The sequence below is a fragment of the Echinicola pacifica DSM 19836 genome (assembly GCF_000373245.1).
GTDB classification, from domain to species: Bacteria; Bacteroidota; Bacteroidia; order Cytophagales; family Cyclobacteriaceae; genus Echinicola; species Echinicola pacifica.
This window is the reverse complement of the sequence record NZ_KB890756.1, coordinates 69,548-93,559: the sequence shown is the minus strand read 5'-3', so window position 1 is coordinate 93,559 and position 24,012 is coordinate 69,548. Positions and strand designations below refer to the sequence as shown.

The window sequence follows — 24,012 nt, the reverse complement described above, 5'->3', positions numbered from 1 at the left end:
GGGTGGAAGATTGCCCAATTCAAGACAATGAGGGAGCCTAGCAATTAATCATATACCTTCCATAATTAAGTACAACAGGCGAATCTTTCCCCTTTTCTTAAAAATTTCATGGAAATACCTATCTACCGATTCTTTTTGTTCCTATCTGCTTTAATAACTGGACTGGTTTTGCTGCCTATACCAGGAACAAACTGATCGAAGAACTGATCAAAAATGGCCGACTTCCTTCAAAAGGTCGCAAGTTATTTACATCATAACACAGAACTTTCATAATTTGCAATCATTAGCTAGATCAGCCAAGCTTTCGAATTACCGATTAATGAGCTAGTTCTTAATTTGGATACTGAGAAAGAAACTATTAAGCAGTCGTTGAGTCGGATTCTTAATTATTTGAATGACTGAGGTTTGTTAGATGAAATGACGATCACCTTAGCTCTTAGTTAAAATATGTCAATCCTTTTCTTTTTAATTAATTATTCAGTTTATTACAAGGGTTATAATTATTTTAAAGTAGTATGAGAACATTATTTTTAGGATTATTGACGGTGTTATTATGTATTTCCTGCGGCGAAAAGGAGGAGGGACAGGAGGAGGTTTCTTTAGAATCTATCCGTGGTGAGGTGTCAGCCACAGCGGTCACCATCGCCAAGGCGGAGAAGCGCTCTTTTGACTTTCTTATTAATGCCTCGGGCAAGATAGAGGCAAGTCAACAGGTCATGGTAATCATCGAGACCTCCGGCTATTTAGTGGACCTGCCACTGAAGGAGGGACAATATGTCTCTAGTGGGGCCATCATAGCCTCCTTAGATCAAACCAATAGCAGATTTAGACACGAGAAAGCTTTGGTGCAACTGAAGATGGCCGAGGTAGCTTATGAAAGCGATAAGCTTGGTTTTTCATCTCTCCTGCAAGGGGAAGATACGGAGAAAATTAAATTGATCGATGAGCAGCTAAGGGCTAGCAGTGGACTACTTTCCGCGGCCATCGAGGTAAAAGAAGCTCAAATAGAGCTGGATAAAGCCTCCATCAAGGCCCCCATCTCTGGTAAAGTTGCCGATCTAAAAATAAAAGCCGGTAGCCTGGTCAATGCTGGTGATGAGCTGTGTGAACTGCTCAGTACCGATGCGCTGGAGCTCCACGTGAAAGTACTCGAATCCGATATTCCTTTTATTTCCCTGGGGCAGCAAACGGAAGTATATCCTGTGTCCTCAGGTACTGTGCCTGTCAGTGGTCAGGTCTATAGCATTAACCCCAAAGTGGATGAACATGGTCTGGTGGAGGTGGGAATTAAGCTTGGCAAATCCCAGCATCTACTGCCAGGGATGAATGCCCGAGCCGTTATCCGGGCTCCCCAAAGCGATAATGTGGTAGTGCCGAAGCAGGCATTGGTCTATCGCTCCGGCCGCGCTGTGGTATTTACCATTCAGGCAGGTGAGGCGAAATGGAACTATGTGGAAGTGGGAAAAGATAATGGTCGAGAGGTCGAGATCCTTGAGGGCATCAGCGATGCGGAGGACGTGATCACTAGCAATAACCTGCAGCTAGCACATCAGGCCCCGGTGAAGATCGTAGAAGAAAATAATTAGATATGGTCAGATTTTTATTAAGACGGCCAATTGCAGTGACCATGGTATTTCTGGCCTTGATGGTCTTTAGTCTATTAGCATTGACCAGGCTGCCGGTATCCTTACTCCCGCCCATCGACGTACCGCAGATCGTATTGAAGGTCAGTTATCCCAATTCCTCCCCGGAATCCATAGAGCAGAATGTGCTTCGCCCCATTCGCGAAAGCCTATTGACGCTGAATGGCTTGGAGGAAATGGAGAGCAAGGCGGGCAGTGAAGTGGGCACCATCAGATTACAGTTTGATTTCGGGACTTCTATGAACTTGTCTTATATAGAGGTCAATGAAAAGATCGATCGCCTGACGAATAGCCTTCCCACCGACCTGCCACGCCCCCAAGTCATAAGGATCAATACCAATGATATTCCAATGGTGCGCATTCAGGTGATCCCAAAAGAAGGGACAGACTATGCCGAGGTCACCCGCCTTACCGAAAATGTCCTAAGAAAACGCATAGAACAGATCCAAGGAATCTCCCTCGTGGACATCAATGGCAAGCAAGAGCGGGTAATCACCATCGCACCGTATAAGGAAAGATTAGCTGCCTTGGGGATGACGGAGCAAAATATTATTAATGCCATTAAATCTGGAAATCAGGATCTTCCTGGAATCAGTGTAAAGGATGGCCAATACCGATATTATCTTCGACTGGCCACTCGTGTGGACCGACCGGAGGACATAAAAGCCCTGCCTGTCCGTGGTCCCGGTGTTACCGCAGTTCCTCTTGGAAACTTGGCTCGGGTGGAATACGAAATGGGCGAGGCCTTGGGTTATCACTTATTTGGTCAAAATGAAGGCCTTGTGGTCACCGTTCATAAGCAGGCTGCCGCCAAGATGAATGAACTTATGGAGCAGATCACCGCCTCCGTAAGATTATTTGAGACTGATTACCCGCAGGTGAGTTTTGCGATGACCCAGGACCAAAGCACTCTATTGCGTGCAGGGATCAATAATCTTCAGTCCAGCCTCTTGTTTGGGGGGATGTTTGCTTTCGGCGTGTTATTTATCTTTATGGGCAATTACCGTCTTCCCTTGATTATTGGCATTAGCTTACCCACTTCCCTTTTGATTAGTTTTTTGGTGTTTTATGCCGCAGGGATTTCCATCAATGTCATCTCCCTAAGTGGATTGGCCCTAGGATTGGGGATGCTGATCGATAATGCCATTATCGTCTTGGATAATATCAGCAGGAAGCGACAGGAAGGTTTAGAGTTATTTGAAGCCTGTGTCCAGGGGGTGATGGAAGTCATGTCAGCCCTGATCAGCTCGGTGCTGACCACTTTAGCGGTATTTGTTCCTTTGATATTTATGAGTGGCGTCTCTGGCGCCTTATTTTATGATCAGGCGGTAGCTATAGCTGCGATTCTATTCGTCTCCTTACTGGTGGCTTTTATCCTGCTCCCCCTATTGTATAGGGTGTTATTTGCTTCCAAGTCGAGCCATTTCCTGAAGGAAGATAGTCTGTTTTATAGCAAAGTGAGGCAGATGTATAAGTGGGCCTATGGAAAAGTGATGGCTCGTCGTCTGGTGAATTTTATCGTACTGCTGGCCTTGATCCCTCTGTTTTTAGGGCTTGGGCTGGTGATGCCCACAGAGGGCTTGCCCCCGATAGAGAAGACGGATGCTGTAATGGAGGTGGACTGGAATGAGCCTATAGGAGTGGTGGAAAACAAAAAACGCATTCGATTGCTGATTGCTGAGCTCGATGGGGAATATGTGCAGGCCGAAGCGGATATTGGCCTGAGGCAGTTTTTGTTATTCGATGGGGAAAATTCCGTGCAGCAAGCCACCCTTTATTTGGATTTTCTGGATTCTGAGAAAAAGGATGATGGCATGGAGAAACTGGAGGGATTGATGGCGCAGCGCTACGTCTCGGCGGTGGTTACGATTCGGGATGCTCCCAATGCCTTTGACCAGTTGTTTGCTTCTGACAGGCCTTTGCTTGAGATGCGGTGGAAAGACCTGCACAGCAAAAAGCCAGTACCCTCAGAGGATCTGGAGCCCTGGCTCGCCGATTTGCCTGTTCAGGGATGGACCAAGGGGCCAGGTTTGCAGGAGGAATCTGCCGTTCTTTTTCGTGTGGATTTAGAGAAAATGAGTTTATATGGAGTCCCAATGAGTACGCTGACCACCGCTATTGAGAGGCTGTTTGGGCAGTATTCCATAGATGAAATTAAGCATTTCAGTGAGGTTACTCCTATTCTTCTTGCGGGGAATAAAGCAGATTTTAGAGAGATATTGAGGCGAAATGAGCTGGTTGGGACAGACGATAAATCCTATGCATTGGAGAATTTTGTGAAGGTTTCTTATGAGGATCATTATAAGTATGTCACCTCTGATAAGTCTGGTATTTATCAGTCCGTAGAGTTTACAGATAGGGAGTCGACGGGCAAGATAGATTTATTAAAAACCTGGGCAAAAAGCCATGGCCTTAGCAGTTCCTTTGCCGGGCAATACTTCGCAGATCAGGAAAATATCCGCCAACTGATGAGCATTCTGGGCGTAGCCATACTGCTTTTATACTTTATCCTTGCAGCGCAATTTGAAAGTTTTGTTCAGCCACTGATTGTTATTTTTACGCTGCCTCTTGGGTTGGGCGGAGCCTTGATGGTCCTGTGGATGACCGGCTCCTCGCTGAATGTCATGGCGGCCATCGGTCTGGTGGTCATGCTTGGAATTATGGTGAATGATGCCATTCTAAAAATTGATACCATCAATAGATTACGACAGAAATATGGGAAGATGTCTCTAGGCCAGACGAAGGAGCAGATCCTGAATAAGGCGATGTTTGAAGCTGGGGAGGTTCGTTTGAAGCCCATTTTGATGACTTCGGTTACCACCATTTTGGCATTGCTTCCGGTGGTGTTTAGCTCCGGCCTCGGCGCGGACCTCCAGCGACCTCTGGTGTATAGCGTCATTGGTGGGCTGACGATCGGGACCTTGACGGCCTTGTATTTTGTGCCTTTAGCCTATTGGTTTTTGACCCAAAAGGTGGTGGTAAAATAAAGACGCCATGAGTAGTGCTGTATATAAAATGGATCAGGCTAGTTAGGCAAATTGTCGTTTCTTCTATTTATGATTTTGAGCCGGAGGCTCAAAGAAATAAGACTAAAAAGAGGAAATTAAGAAAATAAGAGATGAATAGGAGCAGTGATGTTTTACGAAAAATGTAATAGGATTTGAGTTCATTTAGGATCGTCATATCTTTTTTTGCATTGGCCATTATAGGTTTTGCCTTGGTGCCCAAGCTGTCGGTGGAGCTCAATCCACGGGAGGAGCAGCCGGTGCTATCGGTTACTTATTCTGTCCATAATTCTTCTCCGGATTTGGTGGAGAAGCTTGCCACGGCCCCTTTTGAGGGCTTATTCAGTCAGCTGGCAGACCTTAAGAAAATAGAGTCTGTATCTTCCTATGATTTTGGAAGGGTCACCTTGTATTTCGATAAGGATACCGATATGGAGTTCAAGAAGTTTGAGCTTGCCGCTCTCATACGGCAGCTTTATCCCTCGCTGGATCAGAAGGTCCGCTATCCTTCTATCTATCAGTCGAGTCAGGACAGACAGGAGCCGCCCATATTGGAATATAGTATTAATGCCCCTTTTGCGGCTTTCGAAATCAAAAAGATAACGGAGGATTATCTCAAAACCAAGTTGATTCCCTTTGATGAGATTGAGGATATTCAAGTGTATGGAGCCACAGATTTGCAGTTATATATTGCTTATGATATTAGCAAATTGCAGCGTTATGGTCTGACCCGCAGTGATCTGGTGCAGGTGATTTCTCAGGCTTTTGACACGAGCTATCCGGGGATGGCGATAAACCATCAGGGGGAGAGCTTATTTATCAAGGTGGATCGTTCGATGTCGGATCTCTCGCAGCTCGAAAATCTCATGGTCACTAAGGTGGAGGGCAAGGAGGTTTTTTTGAGGGACCTGGCCCGCCTTACCTTAGAGGAGGCGATGTCCACGAGGTATTATAGAATCAATGGCAATAACTCGGTCACACTAAGCATCCTCTCCCGAGAGGGGGTAAATAAGGTGGTTTTGGCACAAAATGTCAAAAAGGTCATGGCTGAAGCAAGCGCTTTTCTGCCCGCTGGCTATGATGTACGTCTGGAGCAGGACGATACTAAATACCTCATGCAGGAGCTGGATAAAATATACCAGCGCTCAGGTCTATCCATATTGATATTGGTGATTTTCATCTTTCTGATCAATAGAAATTGGAGGTATTTGACGGTATTGTTCTTAGGGATAGTGATCAATCTTAGCCTGACAGCCATCATTCTATACGCCTTGGGCACCCGATTGCATTTGTATAGCATTGCAGGGCTGACGATTTCCTTTGGTCTGATCGTGGACAATGCCATTGTGATGATAGACCATTTGCATAAGCACCGGAATAGGAAGGTTTTTCTCGCGCTATTGGCGGCATCGATTACCACCATTGTGGCCTTGCTGATGGTGTTTTTATTACCCGAAGAAGATCAGAAAAATCTCGTGGACTTCGCGGTAGTGGTAGCCGTGATGCTGGCGGTTTCCTTATTGGTCGCATTGCTATTTACCCCAGCCATTTATCAGTTGCTCTTCCCCCAGTCCACGCTAGCTGGGCGCAGGCTCAGCATACGGCAGCTGAGGCGGAGGGTCATCTGGTTTACGCGCTATTATATCCTGATCCAGTTTGTAGCCAGGCGCAGAGCCTGGTTTGTATGGGCGCTGATTATTGGTTTTGGTCTTCCGGTATTCTACCTTCCTGCCAAGTGGGAAGGCCATGAATGGTACAATAAAAGTATAGGAAGTACTAGCTATCAGGAGAATATCCGGCCCTATGTGGACAAGGCCCTGGGTGGTTCGCTGAGGATGTTTGTGCGTGGGGTATATGAGAAATCTGGCTACCGGGAGACGGCCCAGACCCGGCTATATGTGAATATCCGCCTACCTTATGGAAATACCCTTGATCAAATGGATTTTATAGTTCGGGAATTTGAGGGATTTCTGAAAGGCCTTGATGGGGTGGATAAGTTCGTCAGTAATGTGTCCTCAGGCGAGAGAGCCAATATCTCTATCACCTTCAAGGATCAATATGAGAATATGGCGTTTCCGTATCAACTGAAAGGTCGGCTATCGTTGAAAGCCTCCGACTGGAGTGGTGCCAGTTGGACTATTTATGGCGTGGGTCAGGGTTTTTATGCTGGGCCTGGCGGCAATAGCATTCCCTCTTATACGGTGATGATGAAGGGTTATAATTTTGATGAGCTAGAAAAGCAAGCGGATCTATTGGCGGAGAAGCTTCTGGTGCATAAGCGTATTCAAGAGGTAAATATCAATGAGCGTCTGGGCTATGATCAGAAAAACAGTGAAGAATTTGTCCTGCGGTTTGATCAGGAGCAGATGGCTCTCAAGGGAGTCAATCAATATGAGGTAATCAGGGCCCTGCAGGATCTTTCGCAGCCCTCAGGACCCAGCAGCTATGTCAATTGGAATGATGCGAGCTATGGACTGGTGGTGAGAGAAAAAAAAGCTAAGGATTTTTCGCGGTTTGACCTGACCAATTCCAGTTTGATCGGTGGAGAAGATCAAATTTTTAAGGTGGCAGAATTTGCTGAGCTGACCAAGGAGGTCACCACCAATTCCCTGCACAAGGAAGACAGACAGTATATCCGGAGGGTGTCCTTTGAATACCTGGGCTCGCAAAAGTTTGGGGAAGAATATCTGAATTCCGTGCTTGAAGAGATGAAATCCAATATGCCTATAGGCTATACTGCAGAGACGCAAAATTTCTATTGGGGTAAGGAAAATGCAAGGAGGCAGTATGCTTTATTGCTGGTGTTGATCGTGGCGATCTACTTTATTTGTTCCATTTTATTCGAAAACCTCAAGCAGCCTTTTTATATCATTGCGGTGATACCGCTGGCTTTTATTGGATTATTTTTGATCTTCTCAGTTTTCAACTTCTATTTTGATCAGGGAGGCTATGCGGCCTTTGTGATGTTGGGTGGACTGGCGGTGAATGCAGCAATATTCATTGTCAATGACCTAAATAATAGGGGCACTTCCGCAAATTATAATAAGGACGTAATAAGGGCAGTGGTGGGTAAGTCCATTCCTATTCTGCTGACGGTAATGTCCACCTGCTTTGGTCTGATTCCATTTATTATGGAGGGACAAAACGAGGTGTTTTGGTTTTCCCTTGCCATCGGTACCATTGGAGGCTTGCTATTCAGTATGGTGGGGGTATTCCTGGCGCTTCCTGTATTCCTATGGAGAAATAATAGGGCCGGAAGTAAGACGATTCAGCATAATCATTAGTGGTATATAAAGGATTCTGGCACTAAGGGCAGGGGATGAACAGCACTTTGTTAGGCTTGGATTTGAGCTAGGTAGCCATAAGATCGGTCTCTGATAAGGCATCACCAATAAATACGGTACTTCTCCTCAAGCTAATCGAGGTGAGCTGAGTAGCCGACTTGTTAAATAAGATGGAGTGGAGACCTAGGCTTAGGTGTTTTGATAGGGAGGAGATTGGATCAGGCAAAAAAAAAGCGGACGATGAGGTCCGCTTTAATATAAGAATAATATTGTTTAATCAATCGACTACTTTTTCGGCAAGCAGGATGATTTCATTTTCTCTTACTTCCACTACACCGCCATCTACCACTAGAGACTGCACACCGTCATTGGTGGTATAGGTTACAGTGCCTTTGGCTAGCGCAGATACGAGAGGAGCGTGGTTTTTCAATACCTGAAAAGCGCCAGAAGCACCTGGGAAGGTAGCTTGTTGCACTTCACCTTGAAATACCTTCTTGTCCGGTGTTATGATTTCTAAATGCATATTGCTGCTAGTTTGGTGTTAAAAATCACAGGGAAAAGCTGACGAATAGGCTTTTACCCTGTGATTTGTAGGCCTGCTTGTGGGCAGGTTTTAATTATTTAACTTCAGCAAGCATTTTCTCACCTTTAGCAATGGCATCATCGATGCTACCTACCAGGTTAAATGCTGCTTCAGGAAGGTGATCAAGTTCACCGTCCATGATCATATTAAAGCCTTTGATGGTGTCTTTGATATCAACCAACACACCCTTAAGTCCAGTAAACTGCTCAGCAACGTGGAACGGCTGAGAAAGGAAACGCTGAACTCTTCTGGCTCTGTGAACCACCAATTTATCATCATCAGAAAGCTCTTCCATCCCAAGGATGGCAATGATATCCTGAAGTTCTTTATATCTCTGAAGTAATTCTTTTACGTTAGTAGCACAATCATAGTGCTCAGAACCCAAGATACCTGGTTCCAAGATTCTGGAAGTAGAATCCAGAGGATCCACTGCTGGGTAAATACCTAGCTCGGCGATCTTACGGGAAAGTACTGTAGTGGCATCCAAGTGAGCGAAAGTGGTCGCTGGAGCCGGATCAGTCAAATCATCCGCAGGTACATAAACGGCCTGCACGGAAGTAATGGAACCATTTTTGGTAGAGGTAATTCTCTCCTGCATGGCACCCATTTCTGTAGCCAAGGTTGGCTGGTAACCTACCGCAGATGGCATACGACCTAGAAGGGCGGATACCTCAGAACCTGCCTGGGTAAATCTGAAAATATTGTCAATAAAGAACAGGATGTCTTTACCTGCGCCATCACCTTCTCCGTCACGGTAGTATTCCGCAAGCGTAAGTCCGGTAAGGGCCACTCGAGCACGGGCTCCAGGAGGCTCATTCATCTGTCCAAATACGAAGGTCGCTTTTGAATCTTTAAGCTTGGTCATATCTACTTTGGATAGATCCCATCCGCCTTCTTTCTCAAGAGACTCCACGAAGTCATCTCCATAAGTTACAATGCCAGACTCAATCATCTCCCTCAATAGGTCATTCCCCTCACGGGTTCTCTCACCCACACCAGCAAATACCGATAGACCAGAATATGCTTTCGCAATATTGTTGATCAATTCCTGAATCAATACAGTTTTACCAACACCAGCACCACCGAAAAGACCAATCTTACCACCTTTTGCATATGGCTCGATCAAGTCAATAACTTTGATCCCTGTGTATAGTACCTCAGTCGAAGTCGATAGATCTTCGAATTTAGGTGCTGAACGGTGAATAGGTAGTCTATGGGTTGACTCTATCTCCGGAAGTCCGTCAATAGGTTCACCTACCACATTAAACAATCGACCCTTGATGCCCTCTCCCGTAGGAACAGAGATCGGAGTGCCCAAATCAACTACTTTCATGCCTCGAACCAATCCCTCAGAGGAATCCATAGCAATTGTTCTAACACGGTCTTCACCGAGGTGCTGCTGAACCTCTAGTACTACTTTTTGACCGTTCTCTTTGGTGATTTCGAGTGCGTCTAGGATATTAGGTAATCTTCCCCCTTCGAATGAAATATCTACTACGGGGCCAATTACCTGCGTTATCTTACCAGTATTCGCCATTTTTGTGTATTAATGTAAAAGGAATTAATGCATTACTATTATTCGAATGCAAAATTAACTAATAAAGATTAATACCAAAGGATGTTTCAAAAATTAATCTGCTTTATTGCAGAATTTGTTAAGGTTTTCACTCAGAAGCACCTAGACCTTCCAGATTTTGGACTTTCTGCCACTTTTTCCCGCCCTTTTCTGAGGTATATTTACCAATTCCATAGCCTTCCTCTCCCTTCTTCTCTCAAAAATACCTCCGCGCCCGCACAAATCGTGGATGCCAATAGGTATTGTATAAATTGTCCTCTGTCACTCCCAAGGAGGAAGACGAATGGATAAACTGTATGCCATTTCTCCCAATTTCTGTCACTATTCCCGCATGGGTCACCTTGTTCTTTCGCTTGCCCGTGGCAAAAAATACCACATCTCCCTCTACTAACTTGCCTTTCGGGACATTCTTGCCCACCTTACTCTGAGCCTCAGAGGTTCTAGGAAGCTGTATGCCCACACTTTCGAAGGATAAATACAGCAAAGCGGAGCAATCCATTCCCGCACGACTGGTGCCTCCATAGCGATAGGGAGTCCCTCGGTAAGTCTTCGCCGTCTGAATGACCTTATTGACGTTTTTTTTGTGGGCTTTCTTGGATGCTGAGCAGGAGGCGAGACTTGCGGTAAGGATAAAAATGAGGAAAAACCTGCCCCAATGGCAATACTTACTTGCGTTTATCTGACTTATATTCATTTCGTTGTGATATCAAACCAGGAATTAGCCGTGCTAAAACCCATCTTTATCCATGGACTTATTTACCCCCAATAATACTTAAGTAATCTCCAAGTACCAAAATCCTGCAGCCTGATTATAATGGAATTCTCTGCAATACAGATAAGGATCCGGCCTTGGGAAGCATTTTACAGTAACTTTTTGCGTGGAGAGAATTTTAGGCTTGAAATGACACAGGGATTTCCCCCTCGAGGTCTTTTGCAGTTTCAAATCTCTCAGTCATTGTATAGCTGGTATGAATCCAAAAACTACTGTTTTGCGCTACGCTATTTCCTGACCAGCCTAAATGGATAGCTTGAGCCCTTATACTTTCTTTTGCGATTAGCAGGATTTGGGGCTAATAAATTTAAGAAGTCCCTAAAAGTTATCAGTACTTAGTAATTGATGCTCCGTAGATGGATGGCTAATAATTAGATTAGACCAAAAAGATTTTCCAATTTGAATGCGCAAAATTGTACATTTACTGAAACTTGCTGCCCACAAGTTCGGTTATAATGACTGTGCTATCGAGCACCCTAATGGGCTGGCCTGTTTAGGACACTCACTTAAGGGCGCTTTCACCCTTGAAGGGCAGGCAACTGCTTATCTCTATTTTAATTACCCACAGACCAAATAGGATTGAATGACCAGAGAAGATTTTAAGAATTTACCTTTGCATAAGAAAATACGGAAACTCTACACGGAAGGTACTTTTGTGGTGGGAATTCGGTATTACGGTCATAAGGTGAACTTATACCTTCTCGAAAACGAATATATTGAGGTGTTTTATAATCATAAACTGGACAAGATCGATAAAATTGACTTTTTGAACCTCAGCCATACGCGCATGAAGTTTTACCTTGACCAGATCGATCTCAAGATATAATCTGAAAGAATCCTTAGCTTAAGGAATGCTTCTAGGAACTGAGTTGCTCGTGAATACGGAGCACTTGTGGGATGAGTAATCGATCCTCCGTGTTGGTGACGATGAAGTCCGCAAGCTTGTTTTTTTTACTGTCTGAAGATTGCTTATCCATGATGCTGAGCACCTGCTCCCTGGAGCGCTGCGGGTCGCGCTGTAGGACTCTACTGATGCGTACCTCCTGTGGCGCGGTCACCGTGATGAGCTTATCGAGGTCTTTATAGGCACCTGTTTCTACTAGCAGGGCCGCTTCTTTTAGTACATAGGGGCTGTCTTGCTTTTCTGCCCATGATTCGAAGTCCGCTTTGACTGCGGGATGGACTAGCCCATTGATGACTGTCGTTTTTTCGGGATTGGAAAATACCTGTTCGGCCAGGAAAGATCGGTTTAAGCTGCCTTCAGGCAAATAAGATTCTTCCCCAAAAGCGGCTATAATCTGCTGCTTGAGCTCAGGAGCGTTTCCCATCAGCCATTTTGCGCGGTCATCGGCGTAATAAATCGGAATGCCAAGAAGGGCGAATACCCTGGCTACGGTGGATTTGCCCGCGCCTATTCCCCCAGTTATCCCTATCAAAAGTGATTTATTCATAGACAAGTCGAAAGACCTTAGGTTCCATGGAAATTGATTCGATATATTCTGGAAGATTATTTATCTCAATAGAAACCGTGCTATCTTTTTTGTTTCTATTCCTATAATCTAAAATCCCCTCTAATTCCAAGTCTTTCAAGTCCTCCACTCTTCGTTCATCCACACGGTACTTAAGTAATACAGAGTTGATCTCATTGTCCAGATGGACGTCTTTGGGGAAGTGTTTTTTCTGAAGTTTCAGCCTTTTATTTCCTTCCAGGAAGGCAATCACCTCAAAGTTGATATTGACGGTTTGTGGGCTGATGCTTAGGTATTTCTTCTGAACCTCAGGAAGGACGATGGGGACGTATTGATTATAATCCTCATCGATTTTTGTTCCTTCTAAGCTAATGAAGAGGCTGCTGCCTAGTTGTTTTATTTTGCTCGAAGGGCCTTTTACCTCCACCGTTTGCGGGGAGAGGCTGATGGGGCCCACTAGTTTATGATGTGCTGCCACCTCAAAACTCGTGGTGTCCAGCTCCAGGTCCACCTGAGCAGTGATGATTTTGTTGATTTCAAATTTGAGGGTATCGGTAAGAATACTGACTAAGTCTGTTGGGGAAAGTACCTCGTTCAGGCTTCTTCGAAAAGCCGTGGAAGGGAGGAAGTTTTGTTCGTCAGGATTGGAGAGTTCGATGATGAATGGGCTAACATTCACATTGAAGTATTTCCTAAAAAGATCCCAGCCGTTGCCGTTGATTTCTATGCGCACTTCGGAGGGGAGCTCCTCGATAGCCATATATTCCTGGGCATTGTACTGGAATGCGATGGGGTAGTTTACGACGGTGACATAGTTGTCTTTATTGAGTGCGTTCAAAACCCAAAAAGTGGTGGCTGCTATTACACATAGAACCACCACTTTGATGTCGGATGTTTTTTTCTTTTTGAAATTCCCGAAATATTTTTGAAATCTTTTCAAATCTCTGGTTTATTTAGTGCCAGTGGATTTTTTGGAAAACTCGGCAGAAATGGCTGATTTTTCTACTTTGATTTTTACGCCTTTGTCAAGATCAAGGATAACGGCATCGTCTTCTAAGGAATAAACCCTACCGTGGATACCACCGATAGTGACTACGATATCTCCTTTTTTGATGGATTCAAGAAAGTTTTTAGCATCTTTTTGCTTTTTTTGCTGAGGTCTGATCATAAAAAAGTACATGATCAGGATGATGCCACCAAAAAGGAATACTTGTCCCATGATGCCTCCACCGGCACCCATTGCTTGTAATAAAATACTGTTTGTCATAATTATCTTTTCACTGGGCCAACAGCGTTGCTGGCAGTAGAATTAGTGTTTACTGTTCCTTTTAGTTTGACTCTAGTGATGCTTGGAGAGGTGTTGGCGGTGATCGTCACGGTAGGGCTTTGAGCACCTGATTTGTTTGCCGAATTGAATTTCACCTTGATGAAGCCATCCTCACCTGGTTTTACAGGGGTCTTGGACCATGCAGGAGTGGTACATCCACAGCTCGCCTGTACATTAGAAATGACCAATGGAGATTGACCATTATTGGTAAATTTAAATTCATGCTCCACCACTTTTCCTTGGTCGATGGTACCGAAATCAAACTCCGTTTCCTTAAAATCAAATTTGCCCAAGGTGGAAGCGTCGATTTTCGCCACGCTCTGCACATTGGAAGGAGGAGCCGTCTGGCTGGACTGCGTTTGCTCTAGCTCAGAGATTTTCTGCTCTAGTTCTGCAATCTTCTCGTTGTTTTTACTTTCGCAACTGCTTACAAAAAGAGAACCTGCAATTAGCATTGCAGGTAGTGATATGTATTTCATAGCTAAATTAAAATTAGTTTGCATCATTATTTATCTGATCGATAAGCTTATTGACGTCACTTAGCAAGTTTTCTGCTTTGGTCTTGGCTTCAGTGATGACCTTCTTGCCTTCTGACTTGGCCTCGTTCATAGGGAGGTCTTTGCCTTCCATCAGGTCATTGATAATGTCTTCAAGCTCAGCTTTATATTTACTCAATTGGTAGGAGAGCTTGTCTCTGGTATTATTGCCAGAATCTGGTGCAAAAAGCACACCGAGTGCAGCACCTACGCCAGCACCTAATACAAAAGCTAAAATGGAATTACTTTGTTTGCTCATAATTAAATAATGGTTATTTGTTATCTAAAAGCCCTCTGCCGCTCTTGCGGATTTTACCTTGATCTTCCAGTTCTTTTGCCAATACATCCAGTAGTCCATTCACAAATTGCTTGCTTTTGGGGGTACTGTATGTTTTAGAAATATCAATATACTCATTGATGGTAACTTTTACAGGGATACTGGGGAAAAACATCATTTCGGTCAAGGCCATAGAGATGATTATCTTATCCGTAGAGGCTACCCTTTCGATGTCCCAATTCTTGGTTTTGTCACCAATCAGCTTTCTATTTATATCGTCGTTTTCAACAGTCAAGTTAAAGATATTTTGGAAAAATTCCTTATCCTCTTCCCAGTTTATGGCGATTTCAGGAAGTTCATATTCCTCAGTTTCTGTCACCTCAAGTACGTTTTTTAGGGCTTTCACCGCTAAGCTACGCACGACTGCCTTATCTTCTGTCCAGCCAAGGTCATTTTCGGTAAAATAGCTCAGCGTGGCTTCGTTTTTGAACGTGATTTTCTTAGTAATGTTTAACAAAATCCCTAAGTCTTCCTCCAAACTAGGGTTTTCGATCTTAAGGTATTCCTGATACGGCTCCCAGTTTTTAACGTAATCCCTATACCAATCTTGCACATCTAGTTCCATATCTTCCGTGCCCGCATGATACCGTATGCTCGCACTCCTGAAATTAGGGGCATTTTCGATGATCTGAAGAGCTTTATTATGTGCTAGATTGAGCTCTCCGATATGACCGGTTACGGCCAATTGGCTAAGCTTACGCTTGCGCTCATACTCGTCACGTACGTGATGACTGAAGCCGATAAGGATATGGATAGCATTGAGGTAAAGCTTAGGAAGAGCTTCCGCAGCGGAGATCATATTGTCCTTCTGGAACTCAAGATCTCTGAGATTCTTTTGATGAAATAAGTTGATGGCTTTGATGGCCTCGGACTTTACCTTGGTAGGATAGTCCCCGGAAGCTACCAGCGTTTTGTTGTTCAGGTTGGAAGAGAATAGGGCAATCGTATGCTCAGCATCCTTGCGAAGCTGTGGTTTGTCCTGTACTTCCATGCTGTTGAGATCTGGCTGGAAAGCCTCTCTGACATAGTCTTTTGCAAGGTTGAGGTTGGAAGCCTTGCACTGCTCATAGGCGTACAGATTCTGAAAGGCCTTTACTCTGAGTATTCGTCTGTTTAACATTACCTGAATTTAAAAGAACGTAGTATGATGTCCCGGCCTAGGGTGGGGCGGGATTTTTTTTCTTGGTTAACGCTGCAAAGTTATTAAATAAAAAAACCAAATGCACGGATTTTATCATCCATTACATTTGGTTTTTGGGATCTAATTTAATTTTTTCTGCAATTCTGTCGCCAGCTTATAGAGTACCCTCTAGGCCGGGCTTCTCCTAGAAGGAGGATTTCACCTTGCTGATGGCCTGGATTCTGCTCCACGCAAGCTCAATCGCCGCCTGTTGGGCCGGGATTTGCTCTCTTTCTGACTTATTGAGGATAGCCAGACAGGTGTCATATATCTTTTCGGCCTGCTGATAGGCCGTTTCACGATTGTATCCACCAAGATGCTCTGCATATACATTGATCAGGCCACCGGCATTGATCAGGAAGTCTGGTGCATAGATGATGCCTCTGTCCAGTACCGCCTTGCCGTGAATCTCTTCATCCTGCAGCTGATTGTTTGCGGCGCCAGCGATGACGTCACATTTTAGCTTGGAGAGTGTATAGTCATTTACAGTGGCTCCTAGTGCACATGGAGCATAGATGTCCATCGGTACATCATAGATGTCCTCTGGAGATACCACCTTGGCGCCTGTTTTGGAGGCGACTTCCTTTAAGCGGTCTTCGTAGATATCCGTGATGATGACCTTAGCACCTTCTTTGGTGAGGTGGTCGATCAAGTGTCTTCCCACCTGACCTATGCCCTGTACGGCAATCGTCTTGCCTTCCAAAGAATCTGATCCATAAGCCTTATATGCTGCTGCTTTCATGCCTAGGTAGGCGCCAAAAGCCGTGACAGGAGAAGGATCTCCGCCGCCGCCCTTATTCTCGGGCAGGCCAGTGACGTGCTTGGTCTCCATAGCGATATATTCCATATCGCTGGTTTTCATATTTACATCTTCTGCGGTGATATATCGGCCGCCAAGACTCTCTACAAATCGACCAAATCTCCTTAGAAATGCTTCGTTCTTAAGCTTTGGATCGCCAATGATCACGGCCTTTCCACCGCCAATATTTAGACCGGAAATGGCCGCTTTGAAGGTCATGCCTCTGGAAAGTCGCAGTACATCTGTGATCGCATCCTGCTCAGACGTATAATGCCACATTCTCGTGCCTCCCAATGCAGGGCCTAAGACCGTATTGTGAATTCCGATAAGTGCCTTTAAGCCGGTAGGCTCATCATAACACATGACCAACTGCTCGTGGCCTAAAGTGGTGATCTGTCCATAGATCCCCGCTTCTTTTACTTTTTCCTCCGTTTTAACCTCTATCATTTGAACTTTGATGTTTAGATTGTGTTATATTTGGGTAAGACTTTAGATGGAAGAGTGAGTTAAGAATTTAATTCTAAACAACACCTCTGTAAAGCTAATAAAAGGATTATTATAAAACAAAATTAACGATTTTAAAATTTTTATTTTGTGAGCTCACTCTGGCGATTAAATAAATACCTCTACAAATACAAAGGATACCTGCTGCTTGGATTCTTATTTACTGTCATCTCAAATATATTTGTGATTATCCCCGCTCAACTGGTTCGAGTGGCGATTGACTATGTAGTAGAAAGCTTTAGCTTCTACCAAATGTTTGAGCAAGGGGGCGATGCTGAGGCCATTAGAGGTGCTTTTCTCGATTTTATATTCGTCTTTGGCGTGCTTATCCTCGTGATGGCCTTGCTCAGAGGTTTTTTCCTCTTTCTCATCCGTCAGACCATTATCGTGATGTCCAGGCATATAGAATATGACCTGAAAAATGAGATTTTTGAGCATTACCAGAAACTTCCACTGAGTTTTTACCGACAAAATAGCACAGGTGACCTCATGGCACGAATCACCGAGGATGTAGGTAGGGTAAGGATGTACTTTGGCCCTGCGCTGATGTATGGGCTAAACCTCCTAGTGCTTTTCCCGCTGGTGATCGGCTATATGCTCACTGTCAATGTCCCCCTTACTATCTATTCCCTGCTCCCTCTTCCGGTCTTATCCGTGAGTATTTATATTGTCAATAATATGATAAATGAGCGCTCTGAGAAGATTCAGCGAAGCTTATCGGAACTGAGTACCTTTGTGCAGGAGTCATTTTCAGGCATTCGCGTACTGAAGGCTTTCGTACGAGAGGAAGACAGTAGTCAGAATTTTGCGGCGGCAAGTGAGAATTATAAGGATAAATCCATCAGCCTTACCAAAGTCCAGGCCTTGTTTTTTCCGCTGATCATGGGCCTGATCGGCGTGAGTACCATCGTGACGGTCTATGTCGGCGGCATGCAGGTGATCGAAGGGGCCATTGGATATGGGGTGATCGCTGAGTTTATCTTATATGTCAATATGCTGACTTGGCCCGTGACTTCCCTGGGATGGATCACCAGCATCGTGCAGCGAGCAGCCGCCTCCCAGACCCGGATCAATGAATTTCTGGATGAGAAAAACCCTATCCAAAGCACGGAGGATCTTACCAGCCCTATTACAGGTGGGATTCACTTTGACAAGGTGTCTTTTGTGTACCCGGATTCTGGCATTAAGGCTTTGAAAGACATTACCTTCTCCATCGAGAAAGGGGATTCATTAGCGGTAATCGGTACTACTGGCTCAGGAAAATCCACCATTGCCAACCTTCTAATGAGAATGTACGATGCCTCCACCGGAGATATCGCCATCGATGGCCATGATATCAAAGCTTACGATATCTCTCACCTCAGGGATAATATCGGCTATGTGCCTCAGGACGTATTCCTATTCAGCGACTCCATTTCCAATAATATTGGCTTTGGCCTTGACCATATTCCCCAGGAGGTGGTGGAGCAAGCCGCAAGAGATGCTGATGTTTATCAGAATATCAAAGATTTTCCTGCTGGATTTGATACCCGACTGGGAGAGCGTGGTATTACCCTCAGCGGGGGGCAGAAACAGCGTGTTTCTATTGCCCGTGCCATCGCTAAAGATCCTTCCATCTTACTGCTGGATGACTGTCTGTCGGCGGTGGATACCAAAACCGAAAATGTAATCCTCAATGCCCTCAAGGGAATAATGCAAGGCCGTACCTCCATTGTGATCTCCCACCGGGTCTCCAGTGCCAAGCTCGCCAATAAAATCATTGTTCTGGATGATGGTGTAGTGGTGGAAGAAGGATCACATGAAGAGCTGATGGAGCAGAAAGGCACCTATGCAGAACTGTATGAAAAGCAGACTCAGGCAGGAGAATCCATGGAAAATTAATTCCACAAGATTTTTTTCTCGTTTATTATTGACTCATGCAACCTTTTGCCTGTCTTACGCATCTATAAAAGTATAGGAGCTCCTCTTACCTGATTTTTGGAGGAGACCATTTTGACTTTAATACTGTGATAAATGAGAGCTTTTCAGAATAATGAACGTCTAAGATGGCTTTTGGTGGTTTTATTGGGGTTTCTGGTATCCTTTCTTTTTTCCGGTTGGGAGTACCCCAGCCTTCCCGATGATTCTAGGGCCTTTCAGGCCAAAGTCATTAAGGTGTTACCCGATAAGATATCACTGATGCCATTATTTTAATTGTAAATGCGGCGGAAGGTAATTCAGGGTTTGAATATGTTCCTGCCTTCGATTTATATTATACCTCTGCAAAATCCCTTAATTCAAATCAAATACCTCATACACATCGTATTAATTCCCTGAATAGGTACGCCTGAATGCCCTAGGCACAGCGCTATTTAATCTGTTTTTTGTAAAAGGCGTGTTTTTTGAATGATGAGCTTTATATACTTCTCCATCGAATCATCCTAGACTCAGTCTGTATCGGTACATTTGGCTGTAAAGGACTTATTGGATGAGTAGAATTTATAGGCCTGGCCATTGACCGTTTTTATTCCAGCAAACTTATTCAGCAATCCTATACTTTTTGGGGTTCAAGTATTAATTTAGAAGAAAACATTGAGCATGCTGATACAGGATCTTTATATATATCCAATAAAATCCCTGGCTGGGATTAGGTTGGAATCTGCCGAAATTGAGATAATGGGCTTTTCACTCGATAGACGTTGGATGTTGGTGGATGAGACCAATAAATTCATGACCCAAAGGAGCCTGCCTCAAATGGCCTTGCTGCAAGTAGAAATAGGGCGAGATGAATTAATTGTTCGTCATAAAAATGCAGAGGCTGAGCCACTGAGGATTCCATTTCAGCTTTTCGCTGAGGAGCAGCTTAAGGTGCAGGTCTGGGACGATCAGTTAATTGCAAATGCGGTAAGTAGCGAGGCTGATTCATGGTTTTCGGAACGATTAGAGATGAAGTGCAGGCTGGTAAGGATGCCAGACTCAGGCCCCCGAGCGGTGGACCCAAAGTATGCGGTAAACGATGAGTCGGTGAGTTTCGCTGATGCCATGCCCTATCTTCTTATCAGTCAGGCTTCCTTGGATGACCTCAATGGACGCCTAGATCAGCCTGTCCCCATGAATAGATTTCGACCCAATATTGTGGTTTCGGGTACAGAAGCTTTTGAAGAAGATCGCTGGAAAGAACTTAGAATAGGTGAGGTACATCTCAAGGTGACCAAGCCTTGTGCACGCTGTGTGCTGACCACCATCGATCAGGATACGGCCGAAAAAGGGAAGGAACCCCTCAAAACCTTGGCTGGCTATAGGCTCATAAATAAGAAAATCCTATTCGGCCAAAACCTTCTCGCCTTGCAAACAGGAACGGTGCAAATCGGCGACACCGTGCAGCCGATTCTATAGGCCACCCCATCATAGGAAAAAATATAAGGCATAAAAAAAAGGGTTTCATCATAATGAAACCCTTTTTTTGAATGTATTGGTGGATTAAAGAGCTGAGATATACTCGCCTTGTCCATCTTCGTTTCTTACTTCGAATACTAGATCCTTAAGAGAACTTACTTTTTCGAACTTAAATACTTTACCAAATTTCTCGCCTACAAAGCTGTCTTCGAAAATTACATTTCCATTGTCAATGATCCTAACGTATTTTTTAGAGTCGTCAGAAGCCTTTACTAGAAAAGCAATATTGTTTTCGTCAAGTACTTTTACCTTGGTGAAGTAGTCTGCTTTAGACTTCTTAGCACCTACGAATAGGTTAGTGTTTTGGATAGTACCTTGCTCTGGAGTGAATACTTCGAAATTGTATTCTCCATCCTTAAGAGCTGAAAGATCATATTTCTTAGCGAATAGCTTATCGCTAGAGATGATGTCCTTATAGATTACTGAGCTGTTTTCGTCTTTGATACGTACCAGAACTTTTCCGCTTGGTACTGCCATGAATTTCAGCTCCACTTTTTTGTCGCCTACTTTTTCAAATTTTACTGTTTTTTCGTCCAGATCAGATCCGGTTTTCGCGAAAGTACTTACTGAAATACAAAACGCTACTAGAGTTGCAATAATTAATCTCATAACTAGAAAGTTTAATAAGTTTTTGATTTCTTAAATTACCCTTTGGCGATTGGCCTCCAGGCTTGAGCTTAATTACTTTGGGTGTTTGTTTGCTTGTTGATCATTGATCACTCTACAAATGTACTACACGATTGTTTAATTTGCCAAATATTCAATAAAAAATATTCATGGTTAACGATTTCGTAAAATATGCACTGAATGTTTAAGTATTCTGTATTTACCCCCTTCGCTTAACACTCTCATCCTGGAAACTCCTTATTTATTTAAAAGTTTCTACGAAATACCTTATTTCGAAATTTTATTTTGTTAATAATTTTCAAAAATATTTTTTGGGCATAATATTCTGTTTTTATAGAAAACGATTGCATTGTTTTTACCTCTCCTTCTTTTTCCACAGTTTGCTCTGACTTTTGGGTCATCAAAGCTTTGGAAGTCCTAAATCTGACATGATCAGCATAGCACAGGAAGGCTGATCCCCCGCCATTCACTAATTTCATGGAAGAGCCTTTCCAGAATTTTCCCTGCTCAGCCCGCCAGCTTGAGACTATGTGAGTATTCTCCACATTGCTAGGCGTCGATCAAAAGGCTTCAGAAACGATGCCTTAAGAAAATGGAGGACACAGTAGGTCATTTTCATATAAAGGCTAGGCCCTTTCAGATGGTGTCCTGCTGATAAGAGCTGGCAGGAAGTGTAGGAGAGGAAAGCTGAATTCCGCCAACCCAATAGGCTGGACTGTTCCTTGGAAGAAAAGAGCATGCGGCGGGTGAATTGGCCTTTGGCAAAAGAAATTATAGTGAAAAGCAAAAACTCAAGATACCATGAATCTAATAAAAACGATGAGCTTCACCGCATTAGCCCTGCTAGGCTATACGGAGCTGAGTGCTCAAAATACCGCTTTGGTGGATCTCTCGCAGAGCCCTCATGCAATGCTTAGAGGAGTCAATATGCAGGATGTAAAGTGGACAGATGGTTTTTGGGCAGATATCCTTCGGGTAAATAAAGAGAAAACAGCGCCATTTATGTGGGACTTATATCATGATGATCAAATCAATCATGCCGTTATGAATTTTGAGATTGCGGCGGGAAGGATCAAGGGAAAGCACGATGGGCCGAGTTTTCATGATGGGGATTTTTATAAGGTGTTTGAGGGACTTGCGGCTTTGTATGCAGAGACTGCTGATCCAGTCTTGGACCAGCAGATGGATGAGGCCATCGCCTTGATAGCGGAGGCCCAAAGAGCCGATGGCTATATTCATACCCCGGTACTTATAGAAGAGCGCTGGGGAACCTTGGGCGCGGAGGAGCTCCAGAGACAGTTGGGCTTTGAAAAATATAATATGGGGCATTTGATGACTGCCGCTTGTGTGCATTATAGAGCCACAGGAAAAGATTCCTTCCTTACCATTGCCAGGGGCGTGGCGGATTTTCTATATGATTTCTATAAGGAAGCCAGTCCGGAGCTGGCGAGGAATGCGATCTGTCCCAGCCACTATATGGGGGTGGTGGAGATGTACCGGAGCACCAGAGACCCGCGGTATTTGGAGCTGGCCCAAAACCTAATTGATATTCGAGGAACGACTGCTGATGGAACAGATGACAATCAGGATCGGCGGCCCTTCAGGGAGCAGACCGAGGCGATGGGGCATGCCGTAAGGGCAAATTACCTCTATGCGGGTGTGGCAGACCTCTATGCCGAAACAGGGGAGCAAAAGCTCCTCGATAATTTAAAGGCCATCTGGGAAGATGTTGTCTATCGCAAAATGTACGTGACGGGTGGTTGCGGTGCCTTATACGACGGGGTCTCTCCCGATGGTACCTCGTACAATCCTGCCTTGGTGCAGAAAATACACCAAGCTTATGGTAAACCTTTTCAGCTTCCCCAAGCAGCCGCTCATAATGAGACTTGCGCAAATATTGGCCATCTTCTGTGGAACTGGCGTATGCTGCAGCTCACCGCCGAATCCAAGTATGCCGATATTATCGAGCTTACCTTATATAATAGCATTCTATCAGGCATCAGCCTGGAGGGTACAGAATTCTTCTATACCAATCCTCTAAGTGCCAAAAATGATCTCCCTTATCAGCTCAGATGGCCCAATGAAAGGGAAGGTTATATCGCACTGTCCAACTGCTGTGCGCCCAATGTCAGCCGTACGCTCGCAGAAGTATCAAACTATGCCTACAGTACCTCTGAGGGAGGTGTATATGTGCATCTATATGGTGCCAATGTGCTGGAAACAGATCTGCGAAGCGGCGAATCCATTCGTCTAAGTCAGCGGACAGAATACCCTTGGAAAGAAAATGTAAATCTGACCGTGGAAAAAGCTGCATCCAAGGCCTTTTCGATTTTCCTGAGAATCCCCGAATGGGCAGACCAAATCACAGTACAGATCAATGGAGAGGATCATGATGCTCGAGAAATAAAAAGTGGCTACCTGGAGATTAATCGAAGGTGGGATGAGGGGGATCAGATTGAAATAAGATTGCCTATGCCAGTGAGGTATTTGGAAGCCAATCCGCTGGTGGAGCAGGCCAGAGGACAAGCAGCGGTAAAACGTGGCCCCATCGTGTATTGTGTGGAATCCATGGATCTTCCATCAGGGAAAACCGTGGATGATATCATCCTTTCCCTAAATGAAAAGCTAGAACCAGCTGCTTTTACAATTGGTGGCGCTAGCCTCATGGCCTTGGAAGGTGAAGCCCATTATAAGGACTCTTCCATTTGGGAAAAACAACTCTATAGGGCCGTAGGGAAGGGAGATTACCAAAAAGCCCCCCTACGCTTGGTGCCTTATTTTAGCTGGGCAAATAGAGGTCAGGGAGAAATGATGGTTTGGCTTCCTTATGATCAGAAATAATAAGGTTAACAGCATAGACAAGAGCCTGGACTGGTTTTTCATCCGAGCTTTCTATTTCAGGTGCCAAGAGAATAATGCCATATAACTTGGTCAG

18 protein-coding genes are annotated in these 24,012 nt (G+C 44.5%); 7 read left to right on the top strand and 11 right to left on the bottom strand.

Going from position 1 to position 24,012, the window contains the following annotated elements:
- Positions 1-515 precede the first annotated feature (515 nt).
- From B050_RS0117780 to B050_RS0117770, 3 genes are all read left to right on the top strand, one after another.
- Positions 516-1,586: an efflux RND transporter periplasmic adaptor subunit gene (locus B050_RS0117780; protein ID WP_018475309.1), complete on the top strand. Its 1,071-nt coding sequence runs from the start codon at positions 516-518 to the stop codon at positions 1,584-1,586.
- A gap of 2 nt (positions 1,587-1,588) precedes the next feature.
- A complete protein-coding gene (locus B050_RS0117775; protein ID WP_026235992.1) occupies positions 1,589-4,630 on the top strand; it encodes an efflux RND transporter permease subunit in 3,042 nt (1,013 codons plus the stop codon).
- A gap of 173 nt (positions 4,631-4,803) precedes the next feature.
- Positions 4,804-7,932 carry an efflux RND transporter permease subunit gene (locus B050_RS0117770; protein WP_044202970.1) on the top strand — a complete coding sequence of 1,043 codons (3,129 nt, stop codon included), beginning with the start codon at positions 4,804-4,806 and terminating at the stop codon, positions 7,930-7,932.
- Between the two features lie 277 nt (positions 7,933-8,209).
- On the opposite strand, the gene atpC is transcribed toward B050_RS0117770, so the two are convergent.
- From atpC to B050_RS0117755, 3 genes are all read right to left on the bottom strand, one after another.
- Complete coding sequence (atpC, locus tag B050_RS0117765; protein WP_018475306.1) at positions 8,210-8,455, bottom strand: ATP synthase F1 subunit epsilon; 246 nt, start codon at positions 8,453-8,455, stop codon at positions 8,210-8,212.
- Positions 8,456-8,549: 94 nt separating this feature from the next.
- Positions 8,550-10,052, bottom strand: coding sequence for a F0F1 ATP synthase subunit beta (gene atpD / locus B050_RS0117760; protein WP_018475305.1), 1,503 nt, complete (start codon positions 10,050-10,052; stop codon positions 8,550-8,552).
- 235 nt (positions 10,053-10,287) lie between these two features.
- Positions 10,288-10,785, bottom strand: coding sequence for a C40 family peptidase (locus tag B050_RS0117755; RefSeq protein WP_018475304.1), 498 nt, complete (start codon positions 10,783-10,785; stop codon positions 10,288-10,290).
- 661 nt (positions 10,786-11,446) lie between these two features.
- Here B050_RS0117755 and B050_RS0117745 point away from each other — a divergent pair.
- Entirely contained in the window at positions 11,447-11,689 is a 243-nt protein-coding gene (locus B050_RS0117745) for a hypothetical protein (protein ID WP_018475302.1), read from the top strand.
- 31 nt (positions 11,690-11,720) lie between these two features.
- Here B050_RS0117745 and coaE read toward each other — a convergent pair whose 3' ends face one another.
- From coaE to B050_RS0117710, 7 genes are all read right to left on the bottom strand, one after another.
- Complete coding sequence (gene coaE / locus B050_RS0117740; RefSeq protein WP_018475301.1) at positions 11,721-12,314, bottom strand: dephospho-CoA kinase; 594 nt, start codon at positions 12,312-12,314, stop codon at positions 11,721-11,723.
- Positions 12,307-13,272 carry a CdaR family protein gene (locus B050_RS0117735; protein ID WP_018475300.1) on the bottom strand — a complete coding sequence of 322 codons (966 nt, stop codon included), beginning with the start codon at positions 13,270-13,272 and terminating at the stop codon, positions 12,307-12,309. The genes coaE and B050_RS0117735 overlap by 8 nt, the downstream gene beginning before the upstream one ends.
- A 9-nt stretch (positions 13,273-13,281) precedes the next feature.
- Complete coding sequence (yajC, locus tag B050_RS0117730) at positions 13,282-13,599, bottom strand: preprotein translocase subunit YajC (RefSeq protein WP_026235991.1); 318 nt, start codon at positions 13,597-13,599, stop codon at positions 13,282-13,284.
- A gap of 2 nt (positions 13,600-13,601) precedes the next feature.
- Complete coding sequence (locus tag B050_RS0117725) at positions 13,602-14,138, bottom strand: DUF1573 domain-containing protein (protein WP_026235990.1); 537 nt, start codon at positions 14,136-14,138, stop codon at positions 13,602-13,604.
- A gap of 13 nt (positions 14,139-14,151) precedes the next feature.
- Positions 14,152-14,454, bottom strand: a complete 303-nt coding sequence (locus B050_RS0117720) for a YtxH domain-containing protein (protein WP_018475297.1) — start codon at positions 14,452-14,454, stop codon at positions 14,152-14,154.
- A gap of 13 nt (positions 14,455-14,467) precedes the next feature.
- Entirely contained in the window at positions 14,468-15,652 is a 1,185-nt protein-coding gene (gene nusB / locus B050_RS0117715) for a transcription antitermination factor NusB (protein ID WP_018475296.1), read from the bottom strand.
- A 205-nt stretch (positions 15,653-15,857) separates the two neighbouring features.
- Complete coding sequence (locus B050_RS0117710; protein WP_018475295.1) at positions 15,858-16,958, bottom strand: Glu/Leu/Phe/Val family dehydrogenase; 1,101 nt, start codon at positions 16,956-16,958, stop codon at positions 15,858-15,860.
- A gap of 147 nt (positions 16,959-17,105) precedes the next feature.
- Here B050_RS0117710 and B050_RS0117705 point away from each other — a divergent pair, with 147 nt between their 5' ends.
- Positions 17,106-18,896 (top strand): ABC transporter ATP-binding protein, encoded by a 1,791-nt coding sequence (locus B050_RS0117705; protein WP_018475294.1) that lies wholly within the window; start codon positions 17,106-17,108, stop codon positions 18,894-18,896.
- A gap of 696 nt (positions 18,897-19,592) precedes the next feature.
- The gene (locus tag B050_RS0117695) at positions 19,593-20,390 is read left to right on the top strand and encodes an MOSC domain-containing protein (protein WP_018475292.1); all 798 of its coding nucleotides are present in this window, start codon (positions 19,593-19,595) and stop codon (positions 20,388-20,390) included.
- A gap of 84 nt (positions 20,391-20,474) precedes the next feature.
- Here B050_RS0117695 and B050_RS0117690 read toward each other — a convergent pair whose 3' ends face one another.
- Complete coding sequence (locus tag B050_RS0117690) at positions 20,475-21,059, bottom strand: hypothetical protein (RefSeq protein ID WP_018475291.1); 585 nt, start codon at positions 21,057-21,059, stop codon at positions 20,475-20,477.
- Between the two features lie 819 nt (positions 21,060-21,878).
- On the opposite strand from B050_RS0117690, the gene B050_RS0117680 reads away from it, so the two are divergent.
- Entirely contained in the window at positions 21,879-23,918 is a 2,040-nt protein-coding gene (locus tag B050_RS0117680) for an aceric acid hydrolase (protein WP_026235989.1), read from the top strand.
- Positions 23,919-24,012 lie beyond the last annotated feature (94 nt).

Excerpts from the sequence above, each read along its gene's own strand:
- B050_RS0117755 (WP_018475304.1), bottom strand. The coding sequence starts at position 10,785 with ATGAATATAAGTCAGATAAACGCAAGTAAGTATTGCCATTGGGGCAGG.
- B050_RS0117745 (WP_018475302.1), top strand. The coding sequence starts at position 11,447 with ATGACCAGAGAAGATTTTAAGAATTTACCTTTGCATAAGAAAATACGG.
- B050_RS0117680 (WP_026235989.1), top strand. The coding sequence starts at position 21,879 with ATGAATCTAATAAAAACGATGAGCTTCACCGCATTAGCCCTGCTAGGC.
- yajC (WP_026235991.1), bottom strand. The coding sequence starts at position 13,599 with ATGACAAACAGTATTTTATTACAAGCAATGGGTGCCGGTGGAGGCATC.
- B050_RS0117720 (WP_018475297.1), bottom strand. The coding sequence starts at position 14,454 with ATGAGCAAACAAAGTAATTCCATTTTAGCTTTTGTATTAGGTGCTGGC.
- coaE (WP_018475301.1), bottom strand. The coding sequence starts at position 12,314 with ATGAATAAATCACTTTTGATAGGGATAACTGGGGGAATAGGCGCGGGC.
- nusB (WP_018475296.1), bottom strand. The coding sequence starts at position 15,652 with ATGTTAAACAGACGAATACTCAGAGTAAAGGCCTTTCAGAATCTGTAC.
- B050_RS0117710 (WP_018475295.1), bottom strand. The coding sequence starts at position 16,958 with ATGATAGAGGTTAAAACGGAGGAAAAAGTAAAAGAAGCGGGGATCTAT.
- B050_RS0117690 (WP_018475291.1), bottom strand. The coding sequence starts at position 21,059 with ATGAGATTAATTATTGCAACTCTAGTAGCGTTTTGTATTTCAGTAAGT.
- atpC (WP_018475306.1), bottom strand. The coding sequence starts at position 8,455 with ATGCATTTAGAAATCATAACACCGGACAAGAAGGTATTTCAAGGTGAA.
- atpD (WP_018475305.1), bottom strand. The coding sequence starts at position 10,052 with ATGGCGAATACTGGTAAGATAACGCAGGTAATTGGCCCCGTAGTAGAT.
- B050_RS0117725 (WP_026235990.1), bottom strand. The coding sequence starts at position 14,138 with ATGAAATACATATCACTACCTGCAATGCTAATTGCAGGTTCTCTTTTT.
- B050_RS0117775 (WP_026235992.1), top strand. The coding sequence starts at position 1,589 with ATGGTCAGATTTTTATTAAGACGGCCAATTGCAGTGACCATGGTATTT.
- B050_RS0117695 (WP_018475292.1), top strand. The coding sequence starts at position 19,593 with ATGCTGATACAGGATCTTTATATATATCCAATAAAATCCCTGGCTGGG.
- B050_RS0117780 (WP_018475309.1), top strand. The coding sequence starts at position 516 with ATGAGAACATTATTTTTAGGATTATTGACGGTGTTATTATGTATTTCC.